26 protein-coding genes are annotated in these 25,826 nt (G+C 61.4%); 9 read left to right on the plus strand and 17 right to left on the minus strand.

From position 1 onward, the window contains the following. Positions 1-11: 11 nt before the first annotated feature. Positions 12-956, minus strand: a complete 945-nt coding sequence (cpaB, locus tag OZ428_RS03885; RefSeq protein ID WP_269132753.1) for a Flp pilus assembly protein CpaB — start codon at positions 954-956, stop codon at positions 12-14. Positions 957-1,287: 331 nt separating this feature from the next. Here cpaB and OZ428_RS03890 point away from each other — a divergent pair, with 331 nt between their 5' ends. Both OZ428_RS03890 and OZ428_RS03895 read left to right on the plus strand, forming a co-directional pair. Continuing rightward, the gene (locus OZ428_RS03890) at positions 1,288-1,485 is read left to right on the plus strand and encodes a Flp family type IVb pilin (protein ID WP_269132754.1); all 198 of its coding nucleotides are present in this window, start codon (positions 1,288-1,290) and stop codon (positions 1,483-1,485) included. A 47-nt stretch (positions 1,486-1,532) separates the two neighbouring features. Then, entirely contained in the window at positions 1,533-1,934 is a 402-nt protein-coding gene (locus tag OZ428_RS03895) for a response regulator (protein WP_269132756.1), read from the plus strand. A 32-nt stretch (positions 1,935-1,966) separates the two neighbouring features. Here OZ428_RS03895 and OZ428_RS03900 read toward each other — a convergent pair whose 3' ends face one another. The 4 genes from OZ428_RS03900 to OZ428_RS03915 form a co-directional block, all read right to left on the minus strand. Further along, positions 1,967-3,649, minus strand: coding sequence for a ShlB/FhaC/HecB family hemolysin secretion/activation protein (locus tag OZ428_RS03900; protein WP_269132757.1), 1,683 nt, complete (start codon positions 3,647-3,649; stop codon positions 1,967-1,969). 187 nt (positions 3,650-3,836) lie between these two features. Continuing rightward, positions 3,837-5,357 (minus strand): collagen-like triple helix repeat-containing protein, encoded by a 1,521-nt coding sequence (locus OZ428_RS03905; protein ID WP_269132758.1) that lies wholly within the window; start codon positions 5,355-5,357, stop codon positions 3,837-3,839. Positions 5,358-5,658: 301 nt separating this feature from the next. Beyond that, positions 5,659-6,507 carry a MaoC family dehydratase gene (locus OZ428_RS03910; protein WP_269132759.1) on the minus strand — a complete coding sequence of 283 codons (849 nt, stop codon included), beginning with the start codon at positions 6,505-6,507 and terminating at the stop codon, positions 5,659-5,661. 2 nt (positions 6,508-6,509) lie between these two features. Next, entirely contained in the window at positions 6,510-7,853 is a 1,344-nt protein-coding gene (locus OZ428_RS03915; RefSeq protein ID WP_269132760.1) for a 3-oxoacyl-ACP reductase, read from the minus strand. 114 nt (positions 7,854-7,967) lie between these two features. Between OZ428_RS03915 and OZ428_RS03920 the strand changes: the two genes are divergently transcribed. Next, positions 7,968-9,245 carry an acetyl-CoA C-acetyltransferase gene (locus OZ428_RS03920; protein ID WP_269132761.1) on the plus strand — a complete coding sequence of 426 codons (1,278 nt, stop codon included), beginning with the start codon at positions 7,968-7,970 and terminating at the stop codon, positions 9,243-9,245. Positions 9,246-9,369: 124 nt separating this feature from the next. Further along, positions 9,370-10,269 carry a PA4780 family RIO1-like protein kinase gene (locus OZ428_RS03925; protein ID WP_016977033.1) on the plus strand — a complete coding sequence of 300 codons (900 nt, stop codon included), beginning with the start codon at positions 9,370-9,372 and terminating at the stop codon, positions 10,267-10,269. Positions 10,270-10,373: 104 nt separating this feature from the next. Here OZ428_RS03925 and cueR read toward each other — a convergent pair whose 3' ends face one another. The 3 genes from cueR to OZ428_RS03940 form a co-directional block, all read right to left on the minus strand. Continuing rightward, positions 10,374-10,775, minus strand: a complete 402-nt coding sequence (gene cueR / locus OZ428_RS03930; protein ID WP_028615607.1) for a Cu(I)-responsive transcriptional regulator — start codon at positions 10,773-10,775, stop codon at positions 10,374-10,376. After that, complete coding sequence (locus OZ428_RS03935; protein ID WP_269132762.1) at positions 10,772-12,973, minus strand: heavy metal translocating P-type ATPase; 2,202 nt, start codon at positions 12,971-12,973, stop codon at positions 10,772-10,774. Before OZ428_RS03935 ends, cueR begins: the two co-directional genes overlap by 4 nt. A gap of 66 nt (positions 12,974-13,039) precedes the next feature. Beyond that, the gene (locus OZ428_RS03940) at positions 13,040-13,420 is read right to left on the minus strand and encodes a hypothetical protein (RefSeq protein ID WP_038845813.1); all 381 of its coding nucleotides are present in this window, start codon (positions 13,418-13,420) and stop codon (positions 13,040-13,042) included. A gap of 147 nt (positions 13,421-13,567) precedes the next feature. Between OZ428_RS03940 and OZ428_RS03945 the strand changes: the two genes are divergently transcribed. Both OZ428_RS03945 and OZ428_RS03950 read left to right on the plus strand, forming a co-directional pair. Next, complete coding sequence (locus OZ428_RS03945) at positions 13,568-13,765, plus strand: heavy-metal-associated domain-containing protein (protein WP_016977037.1); 198 nt, start codon at positions 13,568-13,570, stop codon at positions 13,763-13,765. An 85-nt stretch (positions 13,766-13,850) separates the two neighbouring features. Beyond that, complete coding sequence (locus tag OZ428_RS03950; protein ID WP_269132763.1) at positions 13,851-15,044, plus strand: Bcr/CflA family multidrug efflux MFS transporter; 1,194 nt, start codon at positions 13,851-13,853, stop codon at positions 15,042-15,044. Positions 15,045-15,052: 8 nt separating this feature from the next. On the opposite strand, the gene OZ428_RS03955 is transcribed toward OZ428_RS03950, so the two are convergent. The 3 genes from OZ428_RS03955 to OZ428_RS03965 all read right to left on the minus strand — a co-directional run bounded on the left by OZ428_RS03955 (position 15,053) and on the right by OZ428_RS03965 (position 16,710). Then, entirely contained in the window at positions 15,053-15,235 is a 183-nt protein-coding gene (locus tag OZ428_RS03955) for a hypothetical protein (RefSeq protein ID WP_016977039.1), read from the minus strand. A 145-nt stretch (positions 15,236-15,380) separates the two neighbouring features. Continuing rightward, complete coding sequence (locus OZ428_RS03960; RefSeq protein ID WP_269132764.1) at positions 15,381-16,394, minus strand: zinc-binding alcohol dehydrogenase family protein; 1,014 nt, start codon at positions 16,392-16,394, stop codon at positions 15,381-15,383. A 22-nt stretch (positions 16,395-16,416) separates the two neighbouring features. Further along, entirely contained in the window at positions 16,417-16,710 is a 294-nt protein-coding gene (locus OZ428_RS03965; protein WP_016977041.1) for a putative quinol monooxygenase, read from the minus strand. 118 nt (positions 16,711-16,828) lie between these two features. Between OZ428_RS03965 and OZ428_RS03970 the strand changes: the two genes are divergently transcribed. After that, positions 16,829-17,755: a LysR family transcriptional regulator gene (locus OZ428_RS03970; protein WP_269132765.1), complete on the plus strand. Its 927-nt coding sequence runs from the start codon at positions 16,829-16,831 to the stop codon at positions 17,753-17,755. 137 nt (positions 17,756-17,892) lie between these two features. Further along, a complete protein-coding gene (locus OZ428_RS03975) occupies positions 17,893-18,582 on the plus strand; it encodes an ArsR/SmtB family transcription factor (protein ID WP_269132766.1) in 690 nt (229 codons plus the stop codon). 23 nt (positions 18,583-18,605) lie between these two features. On the opposite strand, the gene OZ428_RS03980 is transcribed toward OZ428_RS03975, so the two are convergent. After that, on the minus strand, positions 18,606-19,559 hold the full coding sequence (locus tag OZ428_RS03980) for an adenosine deaminase (RefSeq protein ID WP_012722045.1): 954 nt from the start codon (positions 19,557-19,559) through the stop codon (positions 18,606-18,608). Positions 19,560-19,753: 194 nt separating this feature from the next. Here OZ428_RS03980 and OZ428_RS03985 point away from each other — a divergent pair, with 194 nt between their 5' ends. Next, entirely contained in the window at positions 19,754-20,845 is a 1,092-nt protein-coding gene (locus tag OZ428_RS03985; protein ID WP_269132767.1) for a calcium:proton antiporter, read from the plus strand. Here OZ428_RS03985 and OZ428_RS03990 read toward each other — a convergent pair whose 3' ends face one another. From OZ428_RS03990 to OZ428_RS04010, 5 genes are all read right to left on the minus strand, one after another. Then, complete coding sequence (locus tag OZ428_RS03990) at positions 20,846-22,201, minus strand: 8-oxoguanine deaminase (protein ID WP_269132768.1); 1,356 nt, start codon at positions 22,199-22,201, stop codon at positions 20,846-20,848. Positions 22,202-22,346: 145 nt separating this feature from the next. Further along, the gene (locus OZ428_RS03995) at positions 22,347-23,033 is read right to left on the minus strand and encodes an SDR family oxidoreductase (RefSeq protein WP_269132769.1); all 687 of its coding nucleotides are present in this window, start codon (positions 23,031-23,033) and stop codon (positions 22,347-22,349) included. A gap of 35 nt (positions 23,034-23,068) precedes the next feature. Next, positions 23,069-23,650 (minus strand): IMPACT family protein, encoded by a 582-nt coding sequence (locus OZ428_RS04000; RefSeq protein ID WP_033897304.1) that lies wholly within the window; start codon positions 23,648-23,650, stop codon positions 23,069-23,071. Between the two features lie 12 nt (positions 23,651-23,662). Next, positions 23,663-24,322: a TetR/AcrR family transcriptional regulator gene (locus tag OZ428_RS04005; protein WP_033897303.1), complete on the minus strand. Its 660-nt coding sequence runs from the start codon at positions 24,320-24,322 to the stop codon at positions 23,663-23,665. 87 nt (positions 24,323-24,409) lie between these two features. Continuing rightward, positions 24,410-25,804, minus strand: a complete 1,395-nt coding sequence (locus OZ428_RS04010) for a uracil-xanthine permease family protein (RefSeq protein ID WP_269132770.1) — start codon at positions 25,802-25,804, stop codon at positions 24,410-24,412. Between the last annotated feature and the right edge of the window lie 22 nt (positions 25,805-25,826).

The raw sequence follows: 25,826 nt of genomic DNA on the forward strand, positions 1-25,826 counted from the left end.
TCCTTGCTCGATCACGGAGTTTGTGGCGCCGCTTGGGCGCCGCGAATCACTTCAATGCCACGGCGTACGCCGGGCCCAGCGGTGGAGGTTTGGGCGACGCGTTTGGGCGGGCCGACCAGGGCCAGTTGGGTGAATTGGTAGAGGTCGCGGTTGGCGCTTTCCAATCGCTCTGACGCATCGCTTTCGCCGGCCCAGTAGCGGCTGAGCAGTTGTTCCTCGGCGCTGCGCACGGCCAGGCGCAACACGCCGGCTTGGGCCGCAAGCATCAGGCGGCTTAACAGTGGCTCCGGCACGGCCAGCACCACGGTGCGTGCGCCGGCTCGGCGTTGGGCAGCTTGGACGCGTTCTTCAGGCGTGGCCGGAGGAGGAACCGCAGGTTTGCCATCGTTGGCCAGGCCCAATTGGTCACCAACGCTGAGCAGGCGCATGGCCGGAAGAACGATCTGCGCCGACTGTTCGGCGTTGCCCGCATCTTGACGCAGGAACAGCAGCACATCCACGTAGTCGCCGGGCGTCAATTGACCTCCGGCGCCGCTCACCTCATCCACCGCTACGGCCAGGGCGCGCTCGTTCGGGCGGATCATGCGTGCGAGTGGGCCGCCGGCGCTGAAGCTTTCTTCGGTGAGCCACGTGCCCGCCCCCAGCGTACGCAGGGGCGTGCGGCCGATGGCCTGGTCGAGTTGGGTCAGGCTGCCGGCGGGGGCGGTGAGCAGTTTTTCGACGGCCAGGTCGGCGGCGGTCAACGGAGTAAAGGCGGGCACGTCATGCACCAAGACCACCACCGGTTGGCGGGTTGGGTCTTCAACGGCAGCGGCAGTGTGATCAACAGAAACGACAGGTGCGGCAGGGGCGGCTACAGGCTCCGGTGCGCGGCTTAAAACAAGCCCCCAGTACCCGGCGATCAAGGCCCCGATCAGCAGCAAGCCGGCCAGGACCATGCTGATGCGACTGTTCATGACGGCTCTCCCTTTCCCGTTGCACTGCACACCCGCTTAATCCGAATGGGTTAATCCGCAACCTGGCTGTGATGAACATCTAACGATTTGGCTATTTGAAGGTAGCTCAGCTAGGACGAAATGCCATTACCCCAGGAAAAATTTATCTGAACTATAAAAGCAGCCTTTCAGGGTGCGGGTTTATGGCGTCAACTTTACGACTAATACTTTATGATTAATCCGTTATTACAGTTGTGAGGCTGAGGTTTGTTGACAATGCTCTAGTAGCACGCCGCGATCATCTGGTACTAGAGCCGTTCCGGCTTCCAGTGGCGTTTTAGGGAGAAGTCTTATGTTCCTTGACCTGGTGTTGAAACTTTATGTCCACACGCAACTTTTCTTCAGCCGCAAAGAGGGAGCTTCAGGTATTGAGTACGCCATTGTCGTGGCGTTAGTCGCGCTCGTTATTGTGGGTGCCGGGACAGGGCTGGGAACTAAGATAAAGACAATCTTCACTAACATGTCTTCCGGCATGCCGACGGGGACTTGATTGATTTTTGGCTGCTGTTATGACTATCCCCTTTTGCAGGTAATGCCATGAGCGCGTCTTCTTCACGCCAGCAAATTCTATTGGTGGACGACGAAGAGGATGCTCTTATCGAACTCGCCGAATCCCTCGAAAACGAGGGATTTGTCTGTTTCACTGCCACTTCCGTCACCTTCGCCCTGCAAGAATTGACACTTCACCCGGACATCGCGCTGGTCATCACGGACCTGCGCATGCCCGAGGAAAGTGGCATTTCCTTGATCAAGCGCTTGCGCGAACACACCTCACGCTCACACCTGCCGGTCATCGTGATGTCGGGTCATGCGGAAATGGATGATGTGAGCGACATGTTGCGCCTGCAGGTGCTGGACCTGTTCCGCAAGCCGATATACCTGGTGCGGCTGATCGATACCTTGAACAACCTGTTTCCTCTCCCCAAAACCAGACTGTAGGCGCCGCTATCCCAGGCGCCTACAGGGTCCGGTTACAGCTGGTAGCTGAAACTCAACGAATACCGAGGCCGCCGATCGTAGCTGTCCAACGCCACGTCCGACATCGGCTTGGCGACTTCCAGCGCGATGTTGTAGTACTTGGCATCACCAAAGCGCAGCCCCAGCGCCGCCGATGACAGGTCGTTGCCTTTGACCGGCACGTCGTTGAACCAGGTCTTGGCACGGTCGAACACCACGTAGGGTTGCAGGATCCTCACCCAGTCGCCGGCGCGGTTGTAGCTGTAGTTGACCTCGTAGGCCAGGCCCCAGCCCTTGTCGCCGGTGCCCTGGTCATCCGGGTAGCCGCGTCCGAAGCTTTGCCCGCCGAAGGTGGCGCGTTCGCTGTCGGGCAGGTAATCGTTGCTCCAGTAGAGCGCGCCCGATAGCACGCCTTGCCAGTTATCGAACAGCTTGTTGCTCTGCACGCCGGACAGGCGCAGGCGGAAGAAGTCGAGGTCCTGCTTGAGGCCGCCGAAATCCGTGCGGGCCTTGGCGCCCAGGCCATTGATCCCTTGGTAGATGCCACCGCTGATGATGCGCAACTGCGTGGTGTCGGCCTTGCGCCAGTCACCTTCGAATGCCAGGGCGCGCAGGTTTGTTTCCAGCTCAAAGCGTTGTGGGAAACCGTCGATCTTGTAGCGGTTGGTCTGGTCGACGGCGTAGAGGCGCGTGCCCAGGCTCAATGACTCGCTGGGCGAGGCGATAAAGGGGTGGCTGAGACCAATGGAGTAACGGTCGATTTCCTGGTGTGGCTTGAGTTCCAGGCCGTCGCCCAGTTGCAGGCCGGTCTTGGGATCGGCGCGGTAGCGTTCGCCCGAGAGGGCAAGTTGGGTGCCCTCGGCGTTGATGAATTGGCTGTAGCTCGCGCGGTAGTAATGCTCTTTGTCTTCGCCCGGTGGGAACAGGCCGCTGACGTTCAGTTGTTCGCCCATGGACGTCCACGAGTTGCTGGTGGCGGTCAGCAGCGCTTGGGTGCCGCCGCGGTTGGCTTCATTGAGGCTCATGCTGGTGGTAAAGGGTTTGCGGCTGGCAGTGACCTGCATATGCGCGCCGCCATCGGTGGTGTTGGGTGGCGGCACCAGGGCTTGCACGGTGAGGCCAGGGATGGCACTCATCAGCGTGGTGTAGCGATCGAAGGTCTTGCGCGTGAGCGGGCGCTCGGCCTTGAGTTTTTCCGCCAGCTTGTCGATGTAGGACGAGACCGAACCGATCTCGCCTTGCACTTGGTAATCGCGGATATAACCCTCCACCAACACCACTTGTACCAGGCCACCTTCGAAGCGTTGCTCCGGCAGATAGGCATAGGACAGCAGGTAGCCGTCCTCTTGGTAACGGCGGGTAATGCTGCGGGTGGCTTCGATCAATTGCGCCAGGTTGGTTTCATGGCCAATCAGCGGCTCGAAAACCTGGGCGACTTCCTTGAGCGGGTACACCGTGCCGCCGTCGATCTGCAGTTTGCGGATGGTCACTTTGGTGTCCATCAGCAGCGGTTGCCCGGCGGTCGCCGCTGGCACTGGAACCTGGGTCGGTGTGGCGGCGGGTCGGTAAGCGTCGGCGGGCAGGTTGGGCACGGGCAGGTTGCGGATGGTGTCGTTGCTGTTGAGGAAACTGGGTAGGGTATCGGCGTGGGCGTAAGCACTGAGGGTGAGCAACAACAACGGCGTCAAAGCGCGCATAGGACACTCCATGGTCAAAATTGCTGCAGCGTTTCGCAGATTCCCGCCGGGCTCTGGGGGCGCGGTTCGGGGACTTTCAGGGATCGATCACTGACCCATAAAAAAAGACGAGAGACTTAGTGGGGTCTCTCGTCTCAACCAAGCGTAGGCGCTGTAGGTGAGGCCGTCTAATCGGCCAGGTGCAATTCTATTTTTTGCCGGTCAGGCCACCCAACAGCCCGCCCAGAAGACCACCATTTGCACTGGCGCCTGCACCGGCGCCCGCCGAGGCACCAGCACCCACATTCAGGCCACCGCCGAGCAAGCCGCCGCCGGTGTTGGTGCCACCGGTGACCAGGCCGCCAATCGACGCCACGGTGCCACCCACTGCGGTCACGGTGCCGCCCAGGGCATTGGTGACCGGGTTGGCGTTGGTGCCGCTGATTTTGCCGCCGAGGCTGCTGACGGCGCCGCCGACATTCGTGACCAGGCCGTTGACCGGGCCACCCAGGCCCGTGGCATTGCCGACGTTTTGGGTCAGGCTCTGCACGCCACTGGTGACGGGGTTGAGTGCGCCGCCGATCTGGTTGGTCAGCCCGGCAACGGGGGCGCCTGCCGCCGTGTTCGGCGTGCCGCTGCCACCCAGGATTGTGCCCAGCGAGGCCACGGTGGTGCCGGCTTTGACGCCGGTCACGCCGGTTGCGCTGACCACGCCATTGGTGCTGCCCGCATCCAGGCCGCTGCCAGCGCCTGCGATAATGCCGCCGATGAGTTCAGGCAAGCCCAGCTGGTTAGTGCCGCCGCCGGTCCCACCGCCGCTGCCGCCACCATTGCTATCTGCATCCGGGTCGACATAACCACTGGCCTTGCCAACCACGGTGCCGACACCATTAAGCACGTCGCCCACGGCTCCGGTCACCGGGTTGCCGGTGCCGCCTGCGCCAGCGACTTTATCGCCGAGGCCGTCGACGGTATCGCCGACTTTTTGCAGCAGGCCGCCCACGGGCTTGTCGAGACCGGTGGCGGTGCCGACTTTACCGGTGGTGTTTTCCACCAGGGAGACCACCGGCACCAACACTTTCGCGCCGACGGTGTTGGTCACCGAACCGAGTGGGCCAGTGGTGCTGGCGGTGCTGAGGGTGTCGCCGAGCATGGTCACGGCATTGCCGACCTTGCCCACCACGTTGCCGACTGCCGGCGCGGCGCCGCCGACCACAGGCACATTGCCCAGCAGGGTGGCGACGTTAGTACCGGTGACGGTCACGCCATCGCCCAGGTCAGAAACCCCGTTGGCCACGCCAGCGACGGTTTTGCCCAGTGCATTGCTGTCAGTACCCAGCGAACCCAGGCCGTCTGAAAGGCCGGTGCCGATGCTGCCGACGGCGTTGCCGGTCGCGTTGACCAGGCCACCGGCAGTGGCGCCCACGATGGGCAGGCTGCCAAGGGTGGTGCCCAGGCTGCGGACGGTGCCGCCGAGGCCGGTCACCGTATCGCCGACGGTGTCGACCACCGTGGCGGTGACCAATGGCGTCGAGCCGCCGCCGGGGGTGGTGCCAGGGTCGGTGCCGCCACCGGTACCACCACCCGTACCGCCGCCTGCGCCCGCGCCAGCATCGGAAGATCCACCACTGTGATGCCCGCCACCACCGCTGCTGCAGCCGCCGAGTGCCAGTGCTACTGCCAGGGCCAGCGCGGTACTTGCTTTCCAAAACACGAGTTGAGTTTTCATGATTGAGTTCCTTGCACCTGTACAACCTTGGTTGTCTTCAAACGCTCACTATTTCTGGGGATAGCGATGTGTTTGTCCGTGTGGCTATAACAGCCCCGGCGGTGCGTTCGCTCAATGCTCTACTTGGTATTAACGATTTATATACGGCGCGGGTGTACCGTTTAAGTAACTAATACCAAGGGTATAAAGCATGGATGTATCAAGATGTATATGTGTTTATTATCAATGGCTTGAATAAAAAAGCGGACGTTAAAAAGTCCGCTATTACTTAGGGTGTATATATACAATTAATCGAGTTATTTCAGGCGATCGGCCGCCACTTGCCTACCATATGTTCAATATCGCCCGCGCCTTTCAACCACAACTCACCGCTGGAACCGGCGGCGCTGGCCAATAACGTCACTTCACCGGGCAGGCGCACGGGTTTTCTAAACTCGACGCTGATCTCGATATTGGCGGTGGGCAAGTGTTCGCCAAGGGCGGCGAGGGTGCGCCCCTTGTTCCACAGCCCGTGGGCGATGGCCTGGGGGAAACCGAACAACTTGGCGGTGATGGCGCTGAGGTGGATCGGGTTGTAGTCGCCGGAGACCCGTGCGTAACGGCGGCCGATATCGGCGGGGGCTTTCCAGCGGGTCAGTTCGCTGACCTGTGCGGGGGAGGGTTGTGCGTCATCCTGGGCCTCACCTTCCAGCTTTACGCCCCGGCACAGCATGCGGCTTTCGGCTTCCCATAGCAGGCCGAGTGAGTCCTCGACGGTGGTGATCAGATCGAAGGTTGCGCCTTTGGGGTGGGGCCTGAGGTTCTGCGTGTGGACTCCGACGGACAACTCACTCACTCCCCCGAGCGGGCGATGAATGCGGATGCGGTTACTCAGGTGAATCAACCCCAGCAACGGGAAGGGAAATTTTTTGTCGGTGAGCAGTCGCATCTGCAACCCGAACGCCAGGATATGCGGATAGGTCGCCGGCAGGATCGGGCTCTGCGCAAAACCGCAGACCTTACGATACGCCGCCACCTGCTTGGGATCGATGCTTCCCCGGCAGCGCAACCCCTGCTCGGGCAGTGTGTTGCCGGTGATCTTGCGTTTGAGTGCCGCGCGCCAATACAGCGGCGGCAGGAATGGCGTAGTGCCTAGCGTCTTCCATTGCATGTTTATGCTCCCAAGAGGCTTTGCCCACACACCCGCAGCGCTTGCCCGGTGACCGCACCGGAGCCCGGTTGGCCGAGCCACGCCACTGCTTCGGCGACGTCCTGCGGCAGGCCGCCCTGGCCCAGCGAACTCATGCGTCGTCCGGCCTCACGCAAGGCAAATGGAATATGCGCAGTCATCTGGGTTTCGATAAAACCGGGGGCCACCGCATTGATGCTGATGCCGCGCGCCTTGAGCAGCGGTGCCCACGCTTGGGCGAGGCCGATCAATCCTGCTTTGCTCGCGGCGTAATTGGTCTGCCCACGGTTACCGGCAATGCCGCTGATGGAAGCCAGCAACACCACGCGGGCGTTGTCATGCAGGGTGCCGCTGTCGAGCAGCGCCTGGGTCAGCACTTGGGGCGCATTGAGGTTCACCGCCAGCACCGCGTCCCAGTATTCCGGGGTCATGTTGGCCAGGGTTTTGTCACGGGTGATGCCGGCGTTGTGCACCAGGATGTCGAGGCCATCGGGCAGGTGTTCGATCAATTGGCTGGCGGCATCTGCGGCGCAGATATCCAGCGCGACCGTGCGTGCGCCCAGGCGCGCCGCTAGGGCTTCGAGGTCGGCCTTGGCCTGGGGCACGTCGAGCAGGATCACTTCGGCGCCGTCGCGGGCCAGGGTTTCGGCGATGGAGGCACCAATGCCTCGGGCAGCACCGGTGACCAGCGCCTTGCGCCCGGCCAGGGGCCGTGTCCAATCCTCGACGGGTGTGGCGCACGCTTCCAGGCGAATGACCTGGCCGGAGATATACGCGCTTTTGGGCGAGAGGAAGAAGCGCAACGCACCTTCCAATTGATCCTCTGCACCGTCGCCCACGTAGAGCAATTGCAAGACGCCGCCGTTGCGCAGCTCCTTGGCCAGCGAACGGCTGAAGCCTTCCAGGGCACGCTGGGCGCTGGCGGCGAAGGGATCGCTGAGGCTTTCCGGCGCGCGGCCAAGGATCACCAGATGCGCGCTGTTATCCAGGTTTTTCAGCAGCGGCTGGAAGAATTCGCGCAGCTGTTTGAGTTGATCGGTGTGTTGCAACTCGCTGGCGTCGAACACCACGGCCTTGAGCTTGGGGCCGTGGCCGGGGATCCACGTCGATGCCTCGGTGCCGTAGGTATAAATCGCGTCGGTAAGCTTGTGGGCAAACGCCTGTACGTTGCTCGCCAGCGCGCCGCCGCCCAGCAGCAATGCACCTTCCACTGGACGCAGGCGCCCGGCTTGCCAGCGTTCCAGGCGTACCGGTGACGGCAGGCCAAGGGCGGCGACCAGGCGATGGCCGAGGCTTGAGTTGGCGAAGTCGATATAACGGTCAGACATGGAACGCTCTCCGAAGGCTGGGGTTCAAAGGGTTGACCACCCCGGGGTGGCACTCGTTCGATTGAGCCTAGGCTAGGCTGAATGATTCCACCCATAACCATAAGGGAGCTTTCCATGACTCAATTGCGCCGTGTGGCGATCATCGGCGGTAACCGCATTCCGTTTGCCCGCTCCAATGGCCCTTACGCCACGGCGAGCAACCAGGCGATGCTGACCGCTGCCCTGGAAGGCCTGATCGAACGCTACAACCTGCACGGCTTGCGCATGGGCGAGGTGGCCGCTGGCGCCGTGCTCAAACATTCCCGCGACTTCAACCTCACCCGTGAATGCGTGCTCGGTTCGCGCCTGTCGCCGCAAACCCCGGCCTATGACATCCAGCAGGCGTGCGGCACCGGTCTGGAAGCTGCGTTGCTGGTGGCCAACAAGATCGCCCTGGGCCAAATTGAATGCGGGATTGCCGGCGGGGTGGACACCACGTCTGATGCGCCCATTGGCGTGAATGAAGGCCTGCGCAAGATCCTGTTGCAAGCCAACCGCAGCAAATCCGTGGCAGATAAATTAAAAGTCCTGTTACAACTTCGTCCCCATCACCTCAAGCCAGAGCTACCGCGCAATGGCGAACCCCGTACCGGTTTGTCCATGGGCCAGCACTGCGAATTGATGGCGCAAACCTGGCAGATCCCCCGCGCCGAGCAGGATCAACTCGCGCTGGAAAGCCACCAGAAAATGGCCGCCGCCTACGCCGAAGGCTGGCACAACGATTTGCTCACCCCGTTTCTGGGCCTGACCCGCGACAACAACCTGCGGCCCGATTTGACCCTGGAAAAACTCGCCGCCCTCAAGCCGGCTTTTGAGCGTAGCGAAAAAGGCACGCTCACCGCCGGCAACTCGACGCCGCTCACCGATGGCGCCTCGCTGGTGCTCTTGGGCAGTGAAGCCTGGGCCAAGGAGCGCGGTTTGCCGATCCTCGCGTATTTGCGCGATGGCGAAGCGGCGGCGGTGGATTTCGTCAACGGTGCCGAAGGCCTGCTGATGGCGCCGGTGTATGCGGTGCCACGCTTGCTGGCGAGGAACGGTCTGACGTTGCAGGACTTCGATTACTACGAGATCCACGAAGCTTTCGCTGCCCAAGTGTTGTGCACGCTTAAAGCCTGGGAAGACGCGGACTATTGCAAGACACATCTGGGTCTTGACGCCCCCCTGGGCTCCATCGACCGCAGCCGGCTCAATGTAAAGGGCAGCTCCCTGGCCGCCGGACACCCGTTTGCCGCCACGGGTGGGCGTATCGTCGCCAATCTGGCCAAGTTGCTGGATGCGGCGGGCAAGGGCCGCGGGCTGATATCCATCTGTGCGGCAGGTGGGCAGGGCGTTACGGCGATCATTGAACGCTGAAACTGGCCTATTGGTTGCATTCTTAAGTGATCAACGGTCGGTAGCCCCTCCCACCGACGCGCTGATTGCCGTATAACGAGTGCCATACGCGTATTTGGTAATAAAGGACCCACAATAAAAGCTGATGAAGACTCCTAAACGCATTGAACCCCTGATCGAAGACGGTCTGGTCGACGAAGTGCTGCGCCCACTCATGAGTGGTAAAGAAGCAGCTGTTTATGTGGTGCGCTGCGGCAACGAATTGCGTTGCGCCAAGGTTTACAAGGAGGCGAACAAACGAAGTTTTCGTCAGGCATCCGAATACCAGGAAGGCCGTAAGGTCCGTAACAGCCGGCAGGCCCGGGCCATGGCCAAGGGCTCCAAGTTCGGCAAGAAAGAAACCGAAGATGCCTGGCAGAACGCCGAAGTGGCGGCGCTGTTCCGCCTGGCCGGTGCGGGCGTTCGCGTGCCCCAGCCGTTCGACTTCCTCGAAGGCGTGCTGCTGATGGAACTGGTGGCCGACGAGTACGGCGATGCGGCGCCGCGTCTGAACGACGTCACGCTGGAACCGGACCAGGCGCGCGAATACCACGCCTTCCTGATTTCCCAGATCGTGTTGATGCTGTGTACCGGCCTGGTGCACGGTGACCTGTCCGAGTTCAACGTGCTGCTCACGCCGACCGGTCCGGTGATCATCGACCTGCCCCAGGCGGTGGATGCGGCGGGCAACAACCACGCCTTCAGCATGCTGGAGCGCGATGTGGGCAACATGGCGTCCTACTTCGGGCGCTTTGCCCCGGAGCTGAAGAAGACCAAGTACGCCAAGGAAATGTGGGCGCTGTACGAAGCCGGCACCCTGCACCCGGCCAGTGTCTTGACCGGTGAGTTTGACGAGCCGGAAGAACTGGCGGATGTCGGCGGCGTGATCCGCGAGATCGAAGCGGCGCGGTTGGACGAGGAGCGTCGCCAGGCGATTCGGGCGGCGGATGATGCGCCACCGAGCAAGGTCCCGGACGAGCCACCGCCACCGCCTTGGATGCAGTAACGATTCAGTATGAGCTGGCTTTTGTGGTGAGCGGGCTTGCCCCGCGCGGGCAAGCCCGCTCACCACAATAAATACAGGCTCAATCGGATATCGCGTTTTCTCCTTCAGGCGCAACAGCTACCGGACGCCAACTCCTTGAGAATCGGACAATCCGGCCGATGATCGCCCTGGCAGTGTTCCACCAAGTCCTGCAAGGTATCGCGCAGTTGCCCCAGTTCCAGAATCTTCTGGTTCAGCTCATCGATATGCTGGCGCGCCAAGGCTTTTACGTCGGCGCTGGCCCGTTGCCGGTCCTGCCACAGGGTCAGCAGCTTGCCGACTTCCTCCAGTGAAAATCCCAGGTCCCGCGAACGCTTGATAAACGCCAGGGTGTGCAAGTCATCCTGCCCGTATACGCGATAGCCACTGTCGGTACGATGCGCGGCTTTGAGCAGGCCGATGGATTCGTAGTAGCGAATCATCTTGGCACTCAACCCACTCTGGCGCGCGGCTTGGCCGATGTTCATGGGCGCTGATCCTCCAGGTTCTTGGGCTTCCACGTCTTCAACAGTAACGCATTACTCACTACGCTGACGCTGGACAAGGCCATCGCCGCGCCGGCCAGCACCGGGTTGAGCAGGCCGAATGCCGCCAGGGGAATGCCGATCAGGTTATACACAAAGGCCCAGAACAGGTTCTGGCGGATCTTGGCGTAGGTCTTGCGGCTGATCTCCAGCGCGGCCGGTACCAGGCGCGGGTCGCCGCGCATCAGGGTGATGCCGGCGGCGTGCATCGCCACGTCGGTGCCGCCGCCCATGGCGATGCCGATATCGGCGGCGGCCAGGGCCGGGGCGTCGTTGATACCGTCACCGACCATGGCCACTACGCCGGTTTTTTTCAACTCGGCGACGGTGGCGGCTTTGTCGGCGGGCAGTACTTCGGCGTGCACGTCGTCGATACCCAACGCCTCGGCCACCACGCGGGCGCTGCCGCGATTGTCACCGGTGAGCAAATGGCTGCTGATGTGCTGGGCCTTGAGTTGCTTCACCGCTTCCAACGCGCCGGGTTTGAGCGTGTCGCCAAAGGCGAACAGCCCCAGCACTCGGGGTTGTGAGCCTTGCTCGATCAGCCAGGACAAGGTGCGGCCTTCTGCCTCCCAAGCCTTGGCTGATTCGGCCAACCCGCCCGCGTTCAAGCCGCTTTCTTCCAGCAGGCGACGGTTGCCCAGGGCCAGTTGCCGGCCGTCCAGCGTGCCGGCGATGCCGCGTCCGGTCAGGGATTGGCTGGCCGTTACATCAGCCACCTTCAGCCCTTTTTCATCACAGGCATCCAGCACGGCTTTGGCCAGCGGGTGTTCACTGCCCCGTTGCAACGCGCCGGCTTGCTGCAGCAGCAAGGCCTCATTGCCATCCACGGCCGCCAGGTGCGCAATTTTTGGCGCGCCGGAGGTGAGGGTGCCGGTCTTGTCGAAAACCACCGCACTCACTTCATGGGCGCGTTCCAGGGCTTCTGCGTCCTTGATCAAAATGCCGTGGCGCGCGGCAACGCCTGTGCCGGCCATGATGGCGGTCGGCGTGGCCAGGCCCAGGGCGCAAGGGCAGGCGATCACCAACACGGCGACGGCATTGATGATTGCGGTCTCCAGGGGCGCGCCATACAGCCACCAGCCCACCAAGGTCACCAACGCCAGCACCAGCACGGCCGGAACGAATACCTGGCTGACTTTGTCCACCAGTTTCTGGATCGGTGCCTTGGCGGCCTGGGCGTCTTCCACCAGGCGGATGATCCGCGCCAACACGCTTTCAGCGCCGAGGGCCAGGGTGCGCACCAGCAGGCGGCCTTCGCCATTGATGGCGCCACCGGTCACCTGATCGCCGGGCTGTTTCGGTACGGGCAGGCTCTCGCCACTGATCAGGGCTTCGTCGGCATGGCTTTGGCCCTCGACGACTTCACCGTCCACCGGGAAGCGTTCGCCGGGTTTTACCAGCACCAGGTCATTGAGTTTCAGGGCATTGATGGCGACATCTGCTTCACGGCCTTCAATCACCCGAATCGCCCGCTCTGGACGCAAGGCTTCCAGGGCGCGGATAGCGCTGGCGGTCTGGCGCTTGGCACGGCTCTCCAGGTATTTACCGAGCAGCACCAGGGCGATCACTACTGCCGAGGCTTCGAAGTACAGGTGCGGCGCCATGCCAGGGTGCGCCGTGAGCCATTCATAAATACTCAGGCCGTAACCGGCGCTGGTGCCGATCGCCACCAGCAGGTCCATATTGCCAGCACCGGCACGCACGGCTTTCCAGGCGGCGATATAAAAGCGTGCGCCAAAGATGAATTGCACGGGGGTGGCCAGGGCGAACTGCACCCAGGCGGGCAGCATCCAATGCAGGCCGAACGGTTCCACCAGCATCGGCAGCACCAGCGGCAATGCCAGCAGGATCGCCAGCAGCAGCGACCAACGCTCGCGGTGCAGGCGCTGGGCTTGATTGGCGTCGGTGGCGGTTTCGCTTTGGGGCAGGGTGGCGGTGTAGCCGGCTTTGTCGACGGCGGCGATCAACACGCCGGGGTCCATCTGGCCGAGTACTTCGATATGGGCGCGCTCATTGGCCAGGTTGACGCTGACGCGTTGCACCCCCGGCACCTTGCCCAGCGCACGCTCGACGCGGCCGGCACAGCTGGCGCAGGTCATGCCGCTGATGGGCAGGTCAAAGGTGGTGGATCCATTCATGGGGCAGTCCTCCAAGAGAAGTTGCCCCTAGGATCAACCTTGACCTGTGGGGAAGGTCAAGCGCCTTCAGTATTCCAGTTTGGCGGCTTTGAGGTACATCCCGTCCGGGCCTTGGGCAATGCGCAATTTGCGCACGTCACCGGCCTTGAGCGTGATGTTCTGCGCCGGCGGCGCCAGCATCCCCGGCAGGCAGCCAGGGGATTGGCCCGGCAGCAGCTTCAGGCGCAACGACAGATTACCCGCCGGCAAGTTGAACGACGTAGCCTGCTCCTGGAACAGCCGGCCGGCGAGTTGGTCATTCAGGTACAGGCCGATCTCGCAGTTGGTCGGCACTTCCAGGCGTTCCCGGGAAATAATCAGCACCGCATAGTCTTCTGCGGCGAAGGCCTGAGGCACTGCGGCCGACAAGCTCATCAGGCCCGCAAGGGCAAAAAACGACCAGCGCATGGCGAATGCTCCGTGGTGTGAATCAAAGATGAGTGAAGCTTGGCCTTAGAAGCGGCCAAATACCAGCCCGGCAGAAGTTTTCAGAACTTGACCTTGCCATCGTGGCAAGGTCGAGACTGGGTTCAACCTCATCAAAGGAGTCATGTCATGCAAGTATTCAGCGTTGAAGGAATGACCTGCGGCCATTGCGTTCGAGCGGTGACCCAGGCCGTGCAGAGCCAGGACCCGGCGGCCAGCGTGAAGGTCGACCTGGCTGCCAAGGAAGTGGGCGTCGAAAGCCGTTTGTCTGCCGAGCAAGTGATCGAGGCGATCACCGAAGAGGGCTACAGCGCAAAGCTTGCCTGATACGGGTAAATAGTTAGCGAGCTATCGTGTTCAATGCACCCAAGCGCGGCTAGACTATCGGGCTGCCGTCTCACTTGGGTGCCCGATGAACCTTCGCATAATCCTGATTCTGGGTGCCTTGAGCGCCTTCGCGCCGTTGGCGATCGACTTTTACCTGCCCGGCTTCCCGGCCATGGCCAAGGCTTTCGCGACCGATGAAAAACACATCCAGCTGACCCTGGCGGTGTATTTCGCTGGCCTGGCCATCGGCCAATTGATCTACGGCCCACTGGCTGATCGCTTTGGTCGACGCGGCCCGCTGCTCAGTGGTGTCACGCTGTTTACCCTGGCTTCATTTGCCTGCGCCTATGCGCCGACCCTGGAGTGGCTGATCGCTGCGCGTTTTGTGCAAGCCCTCGGCGGCTGCGCCGGCATGGTGATTTCCCGTGCGGTGGTCAGCGACAAATGCGACGCGGTCGGCTCGGCCAAGGTGTTTTCCCAGTTGATGCTGGTCACCGGCCTGGCGCCGATCCTCGCACCGCTGGCCGGTGGTTTGATGGTGGGCATATGGGGCTGGCAGTCGATTTTCCTCGCGCTGTCGATCTTCAGCGTGATGGCGGCCATCGCCGTGGCGGTCGGGCTGCCGGAAACCTTCCCGGCCCATCAGCCGCGCCAGCCGTTATCCGGGTCATTGCGTCGTTATGCGGCGCTGTTGTCGGACCGGGTTTATCTGGGCTATGCCCTCACAGGCGGTATCTCGATTGCCGGGATGTTTGCCTACATCGCCGGTTCACCTTTCGTGTTTATCCAACTCTATGGCGTGCCTGCCGAGCATTACGGCTGGCTGTTCGGTTCCAACGCTGCGGGCTTTATCCTGGTGGCGCAGGTCAACGCGCGGTTGCTGTCCAAGCGTGGCCCGGCGTTCCTGTTGTCGCGCAGCGTTTGGGTTTATCTGCTGGCGGCGTTGAGCTTGCTGGGTATCGCGGCGCTGCGCACTGACGCGTTGTGGCCATTGCTGGTGCCGCTGTTTATTTGCATTGCCAGCCTGGGCTGCATTTTGCCGAATACCTCGGCTTGTGCCATGAGCGGGCAAGGTGCAAGGGCGGGTAGCGCTTCGGCGTTGCTCGGTTGCATTCAGTTTGGCGTGGCGGCGGGGGCGGCGTCGTTGGTCGGGGTTTTGCACGACGGCACGGCGATGCCGATGGCGATGGTCATCAGCTTGTGCGGTGTGTTGGCGGTGACGATTGCGATGTCGACCCAGCGCCTGCAACGCAAACGGGCCTTGCAGGCGCAGGTCTGAACAGCGGATCAGCCAGCGGCGGAGCGTTGCTGGCTGCTTGGAAAACGGTGGGGCGCTTGGATACGGGCTTGCAGGGTATCGGCAAAGGCGCGGGCCTCGGCCTCGGTGCGGAAGGTGAAGGCGTCCTGGTCGAGACGGACCTGCCATTTATTGCCTGCGGATTTTGCTAACGCTTTTATCAGGATTTTCATTGCTGACTTCCTCACGTAAAAGAATCGTGGCAAAGGCGGCCAATATAAACCCGAATACGCTCACAAAGATGACAAAGGTCAACTCTCTGACTAGCGGTGTCGTCCATTACCCACATGAATAATGGACGACCCTGACAGCTATTTTTTAGAAGCCTTCCAGCACGATCTTGCCCTTGGCCTTGCCACTTTCCAGCAGCGCGTGGGCACGGCGCAGGTTTGCCGCATTGATCACACCGAAGTGCTCACCCACCGTGGTTTTCAGGGTGCCGGCGTCGATCAGTTCGGCCACGCGATTGAGCAGGTTGTGCTGTTCGATCATGTCCGGGGTCTCGAACATCGAGCGCGTGTACATGAACTCCCAATGCAGCGACAGGCTCTTGCGCTTGAGTTTGCTGACGTCCAGCGCCTTGGGGTCGTCGATCAGTGCCAGCTTGCCCTGGGGTTGCAGGGCTTCCACCAGTTGGTCCAGGTGATGATCGGTCTGGGTCAGGCTGGCAACGTGGGTCACTTGCGGGTGGCCGGCAGCTTTCAGCGCTTCGCTCAGCGATTGGCTGTGGTCGATCACCAGGTCGGCGCCGAGGGCTTTGGTCCACGCTTGGGTTTCCGGACGCGAGGCGGTGCCGATCACTTTCAAGGCGGTGAGCTGGCTGGCCAGTTGAGTCAGGATCGAGCCCACGCCACCAGCGGCACCGACGATCAGCAGGCTCTGGCCTTCGTCTTGTGTACCTTCCTGCACTTGCAGGCGTTCGAACAGCAATTCCCAGGCGGTGATGGCGGTCAGCGGCAACGCGGCGGCGTCGGCAAAACCCAGGCTTTTCGGCATATGCCCGACGATGCGCTCATCCACGGTGTGCAATTCGCTGTTGCCGCCTGGACGCACCAGGGAGCCGGCGTAGAACACCTTGTCACCGGCCTTGAACAGCGTTACGTCGCTGCCGACGGCCTTGACCACACCGGCCACGTCCCAGCCCAGTACCTTGGCGGCGCCATTTTCCGGGGAGACGTTCTGGCGCACCTTGGTGTCCACCGGGTTGACCGAGATGGCTTTGACTTCCACCAGCAGGTCACGCGGGCCAGCGACAGGCGCGGGCAGTTCGATGTCTTGCAGGGCGTTTGGATCGTTGATCGGCAGTGAGGCGTAGTAGGCAATGGCTTTCATGATGGCTCCAGAAAAGGGGGGATCAGGCGAGGAATTTCAGGCGCTTGAGCTCGAAGTGTTCGAGCACATCCGCGGCCTTGGCGCGAAAGCTCTGGATGTGCGCGCTCTGGTCGTGGTCGGCCAGCGCCGCGTCGTCGCTCCAGCGTTCGAGCATGTAGAAGGTTTCGGGGTGTTGCAGATCCTGGTGCAGGTCGTACTGCTCGCAACCGGCTTCCAGGCGCGTGGGCTCCAACAGGCCGCGCAGCAAGGTTTCCAGGGTGGCCTGTTGGCCGGGTTTGGCGATCAGCGTGGCAATGACGTTAAAGGCGGTGGACATATTCAACTCCAGACACGTGATGAACGGGATGCACAGATGATTGGCTATTTCCCGCGCAGATAAAACCCGCTAAAACTGCAGTCTGTTTCAACAAAACTTTGATAATGAGCGGAAGAGCATGCTGCGTTTTGATGATTTGCAGTTGTTTGTGCGTGCGGCAGACCTGGGTAGCTTGTCCGCAGCAGCCAGGGTAATGGACCTGTCGCCTGCGGTGGCGAGTGCGGCGCTCAAGCGCATCGAACAGCAACTGGGCACACGCTTGCTGGCGCGTTCCACTCGCAGCCTGCGCCTGACCGCCGAAGGCGAGGGCTTCCTGGAGTATGCCCGGGCGGCCTTAAGCTCGCTGGATGAAGGGCGACGTTTATTGGCCAGCGGCCAGGACCATGTCAGTGGTGTGCTGCAGTTGTCGGCCCCGTCGGATTTCGGGCGCAATCAGCTGTTGCCGTGGTTGGATGAGTTCCAGCGTGATTACCCGCAACTCACCGTGCGGCTGTTGCTGGGCGATCGGATTGCCGATCTGTTCCGCCAGCCGGTGGATATCGCCCTGCGCTATGGTGAGCCTGAAGACTCCAGCCTGATTGCGCTGCCCATCGCCCCGGACAATGTGCGTGTGCTGTGTGCGTCTCCCAGCTATCTCGCACGTCATGGCGAGCCTCGGCACCTGGAGCAACTGGCCCAGCACAATTGCCTGCTGTATATGCTCGGCAGCCGGGTCCACGATCACTGGAGCTTTCACGACGGTAAACGTGAAATCAGCCTGACCGTCACCGGTGACCGCTTCAGTGACGATGCCGATGTGGTGCGGCGCTGGGCGGTGGCGGGCGTGGGCATTGCCTACAAGTCCTGGCTGGATGTGAGTACCGATGTGCTGGCAGGACGTTTGCGCCTGATCCTGCCGGAGCTGCGGGGCGAGCGTACTCCGCTTAATCTGTTGTGTGCCCATCGGGCGCAACTGAGCAAACCCATTAACTTGTTGCGGGAAATGCTCGTGTCCCGTTGTGCGACATTGACCGGCCAGCTGCCAGAGCGATCCGGCACCACGTAAAGGACTCCATCAAAGCAGGAAATTTCACTCAGATCCTGTCCCTCTCTACGCTGTCAGACGCCATGGAACCGGCGGTTTGCGCCCCTATACTTTGGTGCCAACCTCAGCAGAAAAATAAATCGACAGGGAGTGAAAAGATGGAAGCTGCACCTTGCATCAGTCAGATCGCCAGCTTGCTCGCCGAGCCCAAACGTACTGCCATGCTGTGGGCCTTGATGGATGGCTCGGCCAAGTCGCCCGTCGAGTTGGCGACGCTTGCCGGCTTGTCACCGACCTCCGCCAACGCGCATCTGGCGCGAATGACGGCCAGTGGTGTATTGCGGGTGGAAGCTCGGCGTGGCAAGCGCTTGTTCCGTGTCGCGGCACCTGATGTCAGCGCGGCCATCGATGCCTTGGCCAGGACCACCATGGCCTGCGCTGCACGCCGTGCACCGGATGCTCTGCCTCCGGCCCTGGTGGCTCCCGCATTGTTACGCCATGCACGCCTGTGCCATGGCCACCTCGGCGGGGAACTGGGCGCGCAGTTGTACCAGCACCTGCTGGAAGCGGATTGGATCGAACGTCATGAGCACCGCACCGATATCACGGTCAAGGGCGCGCAGCACCTGGCAGGCCTGGGTATTTTTACCCAAGCCCTAGCGTCGCCGCTGGTATGCAATTGTTTCGACTGGAGCCAGCACCAACCTCATCTGGGTGGTGCGCTGGGGGCGGGGTTGTTGCAACTGTTTCTGCAGTCAAACTGGATCAGTGTGATCAATGAGTCCCACGCGTTACGGGTCAACGCCGTAGGGCACAGGGAAATCACCCGATTGGCCATGTCTGTGTGACATAGCCAATCGCTTTTACTCAGTCATGGCTTTACGAGGCGCGCATCCAGGCTGTTCTGCGCCAGGCGTTTGGCCTGATCCTGGGTCATGCCCAGCGAGGTGTACAGCGCGTGGAAGTTCTCGGTGACATAACCGCCGAAGTAGGCCGGGTCATCCGAGTTCACCGTCACCTTCACGCCACGCTCCAGCATGTCGAGGATGTTGTGCTGGGCCATGTCGTCGAACACGCACAGCTTGGTGTTGGACAGTGGGCAGACGGTCAGCGGGATCTGCTCGTCGATGATGCGCTGCATCAGACGCTCGTCTTCGATGGCGCGCACGCCATGGTCGATACGCTGGATTTTCAGCAGGTCGATGGCTTCCCAGATGTACTCGGGCGGGCCTTCTTCGCCGGCGTGGGCCACGGTAAGGAAGCCTTCGTGGCGGGCACGGTCGAACACGCGCTGAAACTTGCTCGGTGGGTGACCCATTTCCGAGCTGTCCAGGCCCACGGCCACGAATGCGTCACGGAACGGCAAGGCCTGGTCCAGGGTTTTCTCGGCTTCGGCTTCGCTCAGGTGGCGCAGGAAGCTGAGGATCAAGCCGCTGGTGATACCCAGTTGCTGCTCGCCATCTTTCAGCGCAGCGGCGATGCCGTTGAGCACCACTTCGAACGGGATACCACGGTCGGTGTGGGTCTGCGGGTCGAAGAAGGGTTCGGTGTGGATCACGTTCTGCTCTTTGCAGCGCAGCAGGTAGGCCCAGGTCAGGTCGTAGAAATCCTGGGAAGTGCGCAGCACGTCGGCGCCCTTGTAATACAGGTCGAGAAACTCTTGCAGGTTGTTGAAGGCGTAGGCCTTGCGCAGGGTTTCGACGTCGTTCCACGGCAGCGCAATCTTGTTGCGCTCGGCCAGGGCGAACAGCAGCTCAGGCTCCAGCGAGCCTTCCAGGTGCAGGTGCAGTTCAGCCTTGGGCAGGGCGTTGAGCCAATCGTACATTTTCTAAATTCTCATCAGGTGCAATGGCGGCATTCTACAGGCCATGGCCGAAATAATCGGCAAAACCTGACCAGCAGGATTGTTTTCGTTGCATTCGCGCAAGGGCCGCGTGAACTAAGGTGTAACGAAACGTTAGCGGCGTGACGCAGTCTGTACCCCATCAATGACTGATTTGCCGCACTAAAAGGCCCGGAATGCTCACATCCCTCAAGCAAGAAAAATTCATGCTGCTGGCGCTGATTGCCGCCATCGCCGCCTACCCATTGGAGCACTGGATGCTGCACAACGGGCAGATCACGGCGTTGCTGGCTGGCGTGGTGCTGATCGGCTTTATCGTGGTGGCGTCGATGCGCGTGGCCCACCATGCCGAGCAACTCGCGGAAAAAGTCGGCGATCCCTACGGCACCATGATCCTCACCCTTGCCGCCGTACTGGTGGAAGTGGTGATCCTGGCGATCATGATGAGCAACGAGCCGTCTCCCACCTTGGTACGGGACACCATTTATTCCGCGGTCATGCTCGATATCAACGGGATCCTCGGCCTGGCCGCGCTGATGGGCGGCATCAAACATGGCGAACAGTCCTACAACGATGATTCGGCCCGCACCTACAGCGTGATGATCCTCACCGCCATGGGCGTGTCGATGGTGGTGCCGGAATTCATCCCCGAAGCCGACTGGAAAATCTACTCGGCCTTTACCATTGGCGCGATGGTGGTGTTGTACACCCTGTTCCTGCGTATGCAGGTGGGGCCGCACAGTTACTTTTTCAGCTATAGCTACCCGGAAAAACGCCGTAAGAAGTTGCCGGAAGAAGAGCAGGCGCCGCCGGTCAACCTGGCATTTTCCATCGGCACCCTGGTGTTTGGGGTGGTTGTGATCGGCGCGCTGGCCGAGGTGATGTCCAAGACCCTGGATCTTGGTCTGGAAGGTACGGGAGCGCCGCCGGTGATCACGGCGATTGTGGTCGCGGCGATTTCGGCTGCGCCGGAGATTTTGACGGCATTGCGCGCCGCGTTGGCCAACCGCATGCAGTCGGTGGTCAACATTGCGTTGGGTGCTTCGCTGTCGACGGTGATCCTGACGGTACCGGTGATGGAGGCAATGGCGCTCTACACCGGCCAGCCGTTCCAGATGGCAATGACCCCGGTACAGACCGTGATGGTGTTTATCACGCTGATTGTCAGCGCGATCAACCTCAACGATGGCGAAACCAACGCCATCGAAGGGATGACCCATTTTGTGCTGTTTGCGACCTTTATCATGCTGTCGCTGTTGGGGTTGTAGTCAGCCGGCGATCAACTGCCGCGCGGCCTGGCTGTGATCGGCGATCAAGCCTTTCAGGTCCAGGCCTTCGACTTGGCCGTCGATCACGCGCCATTTTCCTGCAATCATCACCCGGTCCGCACGGTCGGCGCCGCACAGCAGCAGCGCCGAGATCGGGTCGTGGCTACCGGAGAAGCGCAGCTCGTCAAGCTTGAACAGCGCCAGGTCGGCCTGTTTTCCGACGGCCAATTCACCGATATCCGTACGGCCCAACAACTGTGCCGAGCCTTTGGTCGCCCAGCCCAGCACGCCTTGCGGGGTTATCTTTTCCGCGCCGTAACGCAGTCGCTGGATATACAAAGCCTGGCGCGCTTCAAGGATCATGTTCGACGCATCGTTGGAAGCGGAACCGTCCACGCCCAGGCCGATAGGTGCGCCGGCGGCGAGCAGGTCCAGGGTCGGGCAGATGCCGGATGCCAGGCGCATGTTCGAGCTTGGGCAATGGCAAATGCCGGTGCCGGCGGCGCCCAGGCGTGCAATTTCATCCGGGTTGAAGTGAATGCCATGGGCCAGCCAGGTGCGCGGGCCGAGCCAGCCGACGCTGTCCAGGTAGTCCACGGTGCGCAAGCCGAAGCGCTGCAGGCAGAAGTCTTCTTCGTCGAGGGTTTCGGCAAGGTGGGTGTGCAGGCGCACGTCCAGGCGGTTGGCCAATTCGGCGCTGGCTTCCATGATTTCCGGGGTCACGGAAAACGGTGAGCAAGGCGCCAGTGCGATCTGGATTTGCGCGCCGTCACCACGTTCATGGTATTCGTGGATCAGGCGTTGGCTATCTTCAAGGATAACCTGGCCCTGTTGCACCGTTTGTTGCGGTGGCAGGCCGCCGTCGGCTTCGCCAAGGCTCATGGAACCACGGGTGAGCATGGCGCGCATGCCCAACTCGCGGACGCTTTCCACCTGTACGTCGATGGCGTTTTCCAGGCCGTCGGGAAATAGGTAGTGATGGTCCGCCGCCGTGGTGCAGCCCGAGAGCAGCAATTCGGCCAATGCGACTTTGCTGGCGAGGGCGAGTTTTTCCGGGGTGAGCCGCGCCCACACCGGATACAAGGTTTTCAACCAGGGAAACAACGGCTGATTGACCACCGGCGCCCAGGCGCGAGTCAGGGTTTGATAAAAGTGATGGTGGGTGTTGATCAGGCCGGGCAGGATCACGTGTTCGCGAGCGTCAAACACTTGGGCGCACGGCACGGAGGGTTCTTGTCCCCAGCCCAGTACTTCGGTGATCACACCGTCTTGCAGTACCAGGCCGCCACGGGCATCGAGGCCATTGGCGGTGAAAATCGCGAGGGGGTTTTTTAACCAGATACGGGTCGCAGGCATTGGCCGGCTCCTCTGAATGATGGGTTCAGGTTTGCCAGCTCAGTGTTGCCCTGTCTGCTGATCCAGGGTCGCCGGTGAGGGCGAGGGGGCAGTCTACGTGCGGATCGTTACCGACGGCAATCGGTCGATAACGATCCCCTGGGTTTTACCAGGCGATGGTGTCGCCTTTGTAATCGATGAAGTGATGGCCGCCCTTGCCGGTGTAGGCGTTCACCTGGTCCACCAGGCCGCGCACGCTGGTATCGACGTCGATGTGTGCGTTTTCGCCGCCCATGTCGGTCTTCACCCAGCCTGGGTGCAGCGACAGCACGGTCAGCTTGTGATCGCCCAACTGGGTAATGAAGCTGTTGGTCATGGAGTTGAGTGCCGCCTTGCTGGCTTTGTACAGCGCCAGGTCGGAGCCGTCGGGGATGGTCACGCTGCCCAGTACCGAACTCATGAACGCCAATACGCCGCTGTCCTTGCGGATCTGCCCGAAAAAACGCTGGGCCAGATTGATCGGCGCTACGGCGTTGGTGAAGAACAGCTGGCCGACTTCTGCCAGCGTGGCGTGGCCCGGCTCCTGATTGGCGGGGCCTTTGACGCCGGCGTTGACGAACAGCAGGTCGAAGGTGCGTTCCTTCAGGCGCTGGCTCAGGGCGATCACGGCTTGCTGATCATCCATGTCGAGTTTCTCGATCTGTACTGGGCCCACGGCTTTCAGGGCATCGGCCTTGCTCGGATCACGCACGGTGGCGGTCACGTCCCAACCGTCCTGCAACAGTTGCTTGACCAGGCCAAGGCCCAGCCCACGCGAGGCGCCGATGATCAATGCGGTTTTTGGCGTAGACATGAAAAGCTTCCTTTAAGCGTCGCGGTTCAGGGATTTCAGCGTTGGAGCAGGATACGCCCACGGCTGAGGTCTGCGAGTTGAATTTGCAGGGTGTCGATATGCGCTTCGCCCAAGGCAAGCTGCAACTCGACGCCGTTGGCGGTGAAGGTTTCTTCGACCACCAGCCCGCCCAGTTCTGCAACGCGCAGTTTAACCAGATTCAGCTCTGCGAAAGCGCAGGCGCAGCTCAACGGTACGCGGCTGATCAACTCAATGCGTTCGGCCGTTTGCAGGCATTTATTGGCGCCACCACCGTAGGCGCGGGCCAGACCGCCGGTGCCCAGTTGAATGCCGCCGTACCAACGGATCACCAGCACTGCGACCTGATCAAAACCCTGCGCCTCGATGGCGGCCAGAATCGGTCGGCCAGCGGTGCCGCCGGGTTCGCCGTCGTCGTTGCTGCGGTATTGATCCGCGAGCTTCCAGGCCCAGCAGTTGTGCGTGGCGTTCAAGTCGCTGTGCTGCTCGAAAAACGCCTGGGCGTCTTGCGCGCTGGTGATGGGCGCCGCGAGGGTGATAAAGCGGCTTTTGCGTATTTCTTCACGAAACTCGCAAAGGCCGGTGAGCGTGAAAGGCATAAGTCGCTTCGTTTAATAGGCGGGCTTGACGCCACAGCCTTTGAGAATGATGTGGATCAGGTTGGTGCCGGCGTCTTCCATGTCCTGCTTGGTCAGCTTGGTGCGCCCGGTGACGCGGCAGATCTGGGTGGCGAAGTCGGCGTAGTGCTGGGTGCTGCCCCACAGCAGGAAGATCAGGTGCACTGGGTCGATGGGGTCCATCTTGCCGGCATCCATCCAGGCCTGGAACACCGCCGCGCGGCCGCTGAACCAGGCGCGGTAGTCCTGGCTGAAGTATTCGGTCAGGCATTCGCCGCCGCTGATGATCTCCATCGCGAAGATTCGCGAGGCCTGGGGTTGGCGGCGTGAGAACTCCATCTTGGTGCGGATGTAGCGCGTGAGGGCCACGGCCGGGTCATCTTCGGCGGTCAACGCGTTGAAGGTGCTGTCCCACAGTTCGAGGATGTTGCTGAGTACCGCGATATAAAGGCCGAGCTTATTGGTGAAGTAGTAATGCAAGTTGGCCTTGGGCAGCCCGGCACTGGCAGCGATGGTGTTCATGCTGGTGCCTTTGTAGCCATGACGCGCGAACTCATCTTCAGCAGCCTGGAGAATCGCTTGTTCGTTCTTTTGCCGAATGCGGCTGGCGGGCTTACCGGCGTGGTTGCTGTGGGCAGGAACTTCGAGGCTCATGGAGGTTTCCGTGCTGATCGATAGAGACGACGTGTGCACAGATAACCCACCCTCAAGCCTCAGACAAGTCCTGATGCAATAAAACCGTCAAAGCGATTCCAGCGTGTCGCTTTCCGGTGCGTGGTTTGCGGCAGTCGTGGTTGCCTTGGCTTCGGGCAATAACAGACACAACACAATCGCGGTCAGCCCGCCGCTGGTGATGGCGGAGTCGAACAGGTTCTGTACCAGCGTCGGCATCAGGTGCAGCAGGTTCGGTTGGGCGGCGATGCCCAGGCCGACGCCAAACGAGGTGGCGATGATCAGCATGCTGCGTCGGTCCAGCGGCGCCTGGGCGAGAATGCGTACGCCGGCGGCGGCCACGCTGCCGAACATCACCAGGGTGGCGCCGCCCAACACCGGTTTGGGGATTTGTTGCAGTACCGCGCCAATCAATGGAAACAAGCCGAGGCAAAAAAGCACCACGCCTATGTATAAACCTACGTAACGGCTGGCCACGCCGGTCAGTTGGATCACGCCGTTGTTTTGCGCAAAGGTAGTGTTGGGGAAGGCGCTGAACGTAGCGGCGATCATGCAGCTCACGCCATCACCGAGTACGCCGCCCTTGAGCCGGCTTATATAAGAGGGGCCGCTGATGGGCTGTCGGGCGATCATGCAGTTGGCGGTGAGGTCGCCGACGGTTTCGATGCTGCTGATCAGATAAATCAGCGCGATCGGCAGGAAAGCGCTCCAGTCGAAGCTGAAACCGAAGCGGAACGGAATCGGCAGGCTGAGCAGAGGGAGGTCGGGCAGGGCATGCGGCACGAGCTTGCCGCTGAACCAGGCGGCCAGGCTGCCGAGGGCCAAGCCGATGATGATGGCCGAGAGGCGTACCCAAGGCGTATTGGAACGGTTGAGCAGAATGATCGTCAGTACGACGAACACGCCCAGCGCCAGGTTGGTCGGGGCGCCGAAGTCGGGGGCGTTGAAGCCGCCGCCGAGGTCAGTGATACCGACCTTGATCAAGCTGATGCCGATCAGTGTGATGACAATCCCGGTCACCAGAGGCGTGATGACCCGACGCAGTTGCCCGATAAAGCGGCTCAGCACGATCTGCACCACAGCGCCGAAAAAGCACACCCCAAAGATCATCGCCATGATGTCTTCCGGGCTGCCGCCGCGTTGTTTCACCAGGAATCCGGCTGATAGCACTGCACCGAGAAACGCAAAGCTGGTGCCTTGAAGACAGATCATCCCGGCGCCGATACCGAATGGCCTACGCGCCTGAATGAAAGTGCCTACACCGGAAACCATCAGCGCCATGCTGATCAGGTAGGGCAAGTGGGCAGTCAGCCCAAGGGTGGAGCCAATGATCAGCGGCGGGGTGATGATGCCGACAAATGCAGCGAGTACATGTTGCAGTGCGGCGAGAAAAGCCGGGGCGGGTTTTGGGCGATCGTTGAGGCCGTAGATCAGGTCGCTGCTGTTGGACGCTTCTGGTGACATGGCGGGCAAACTCGAGGTCTAT

Origin of the sequence: Pseudomonas sp. GXZC (assembly GCF_026967615.1) — a bacterium.
Classification (GTDB): domain Bacteria; phylum Pseudomonadota; class Gammaproteobacteria; order Pseudomonadales; family Pseudomonadaceae; genus Aquipseudomonas; species Aquipseudomonas azotoformans_A.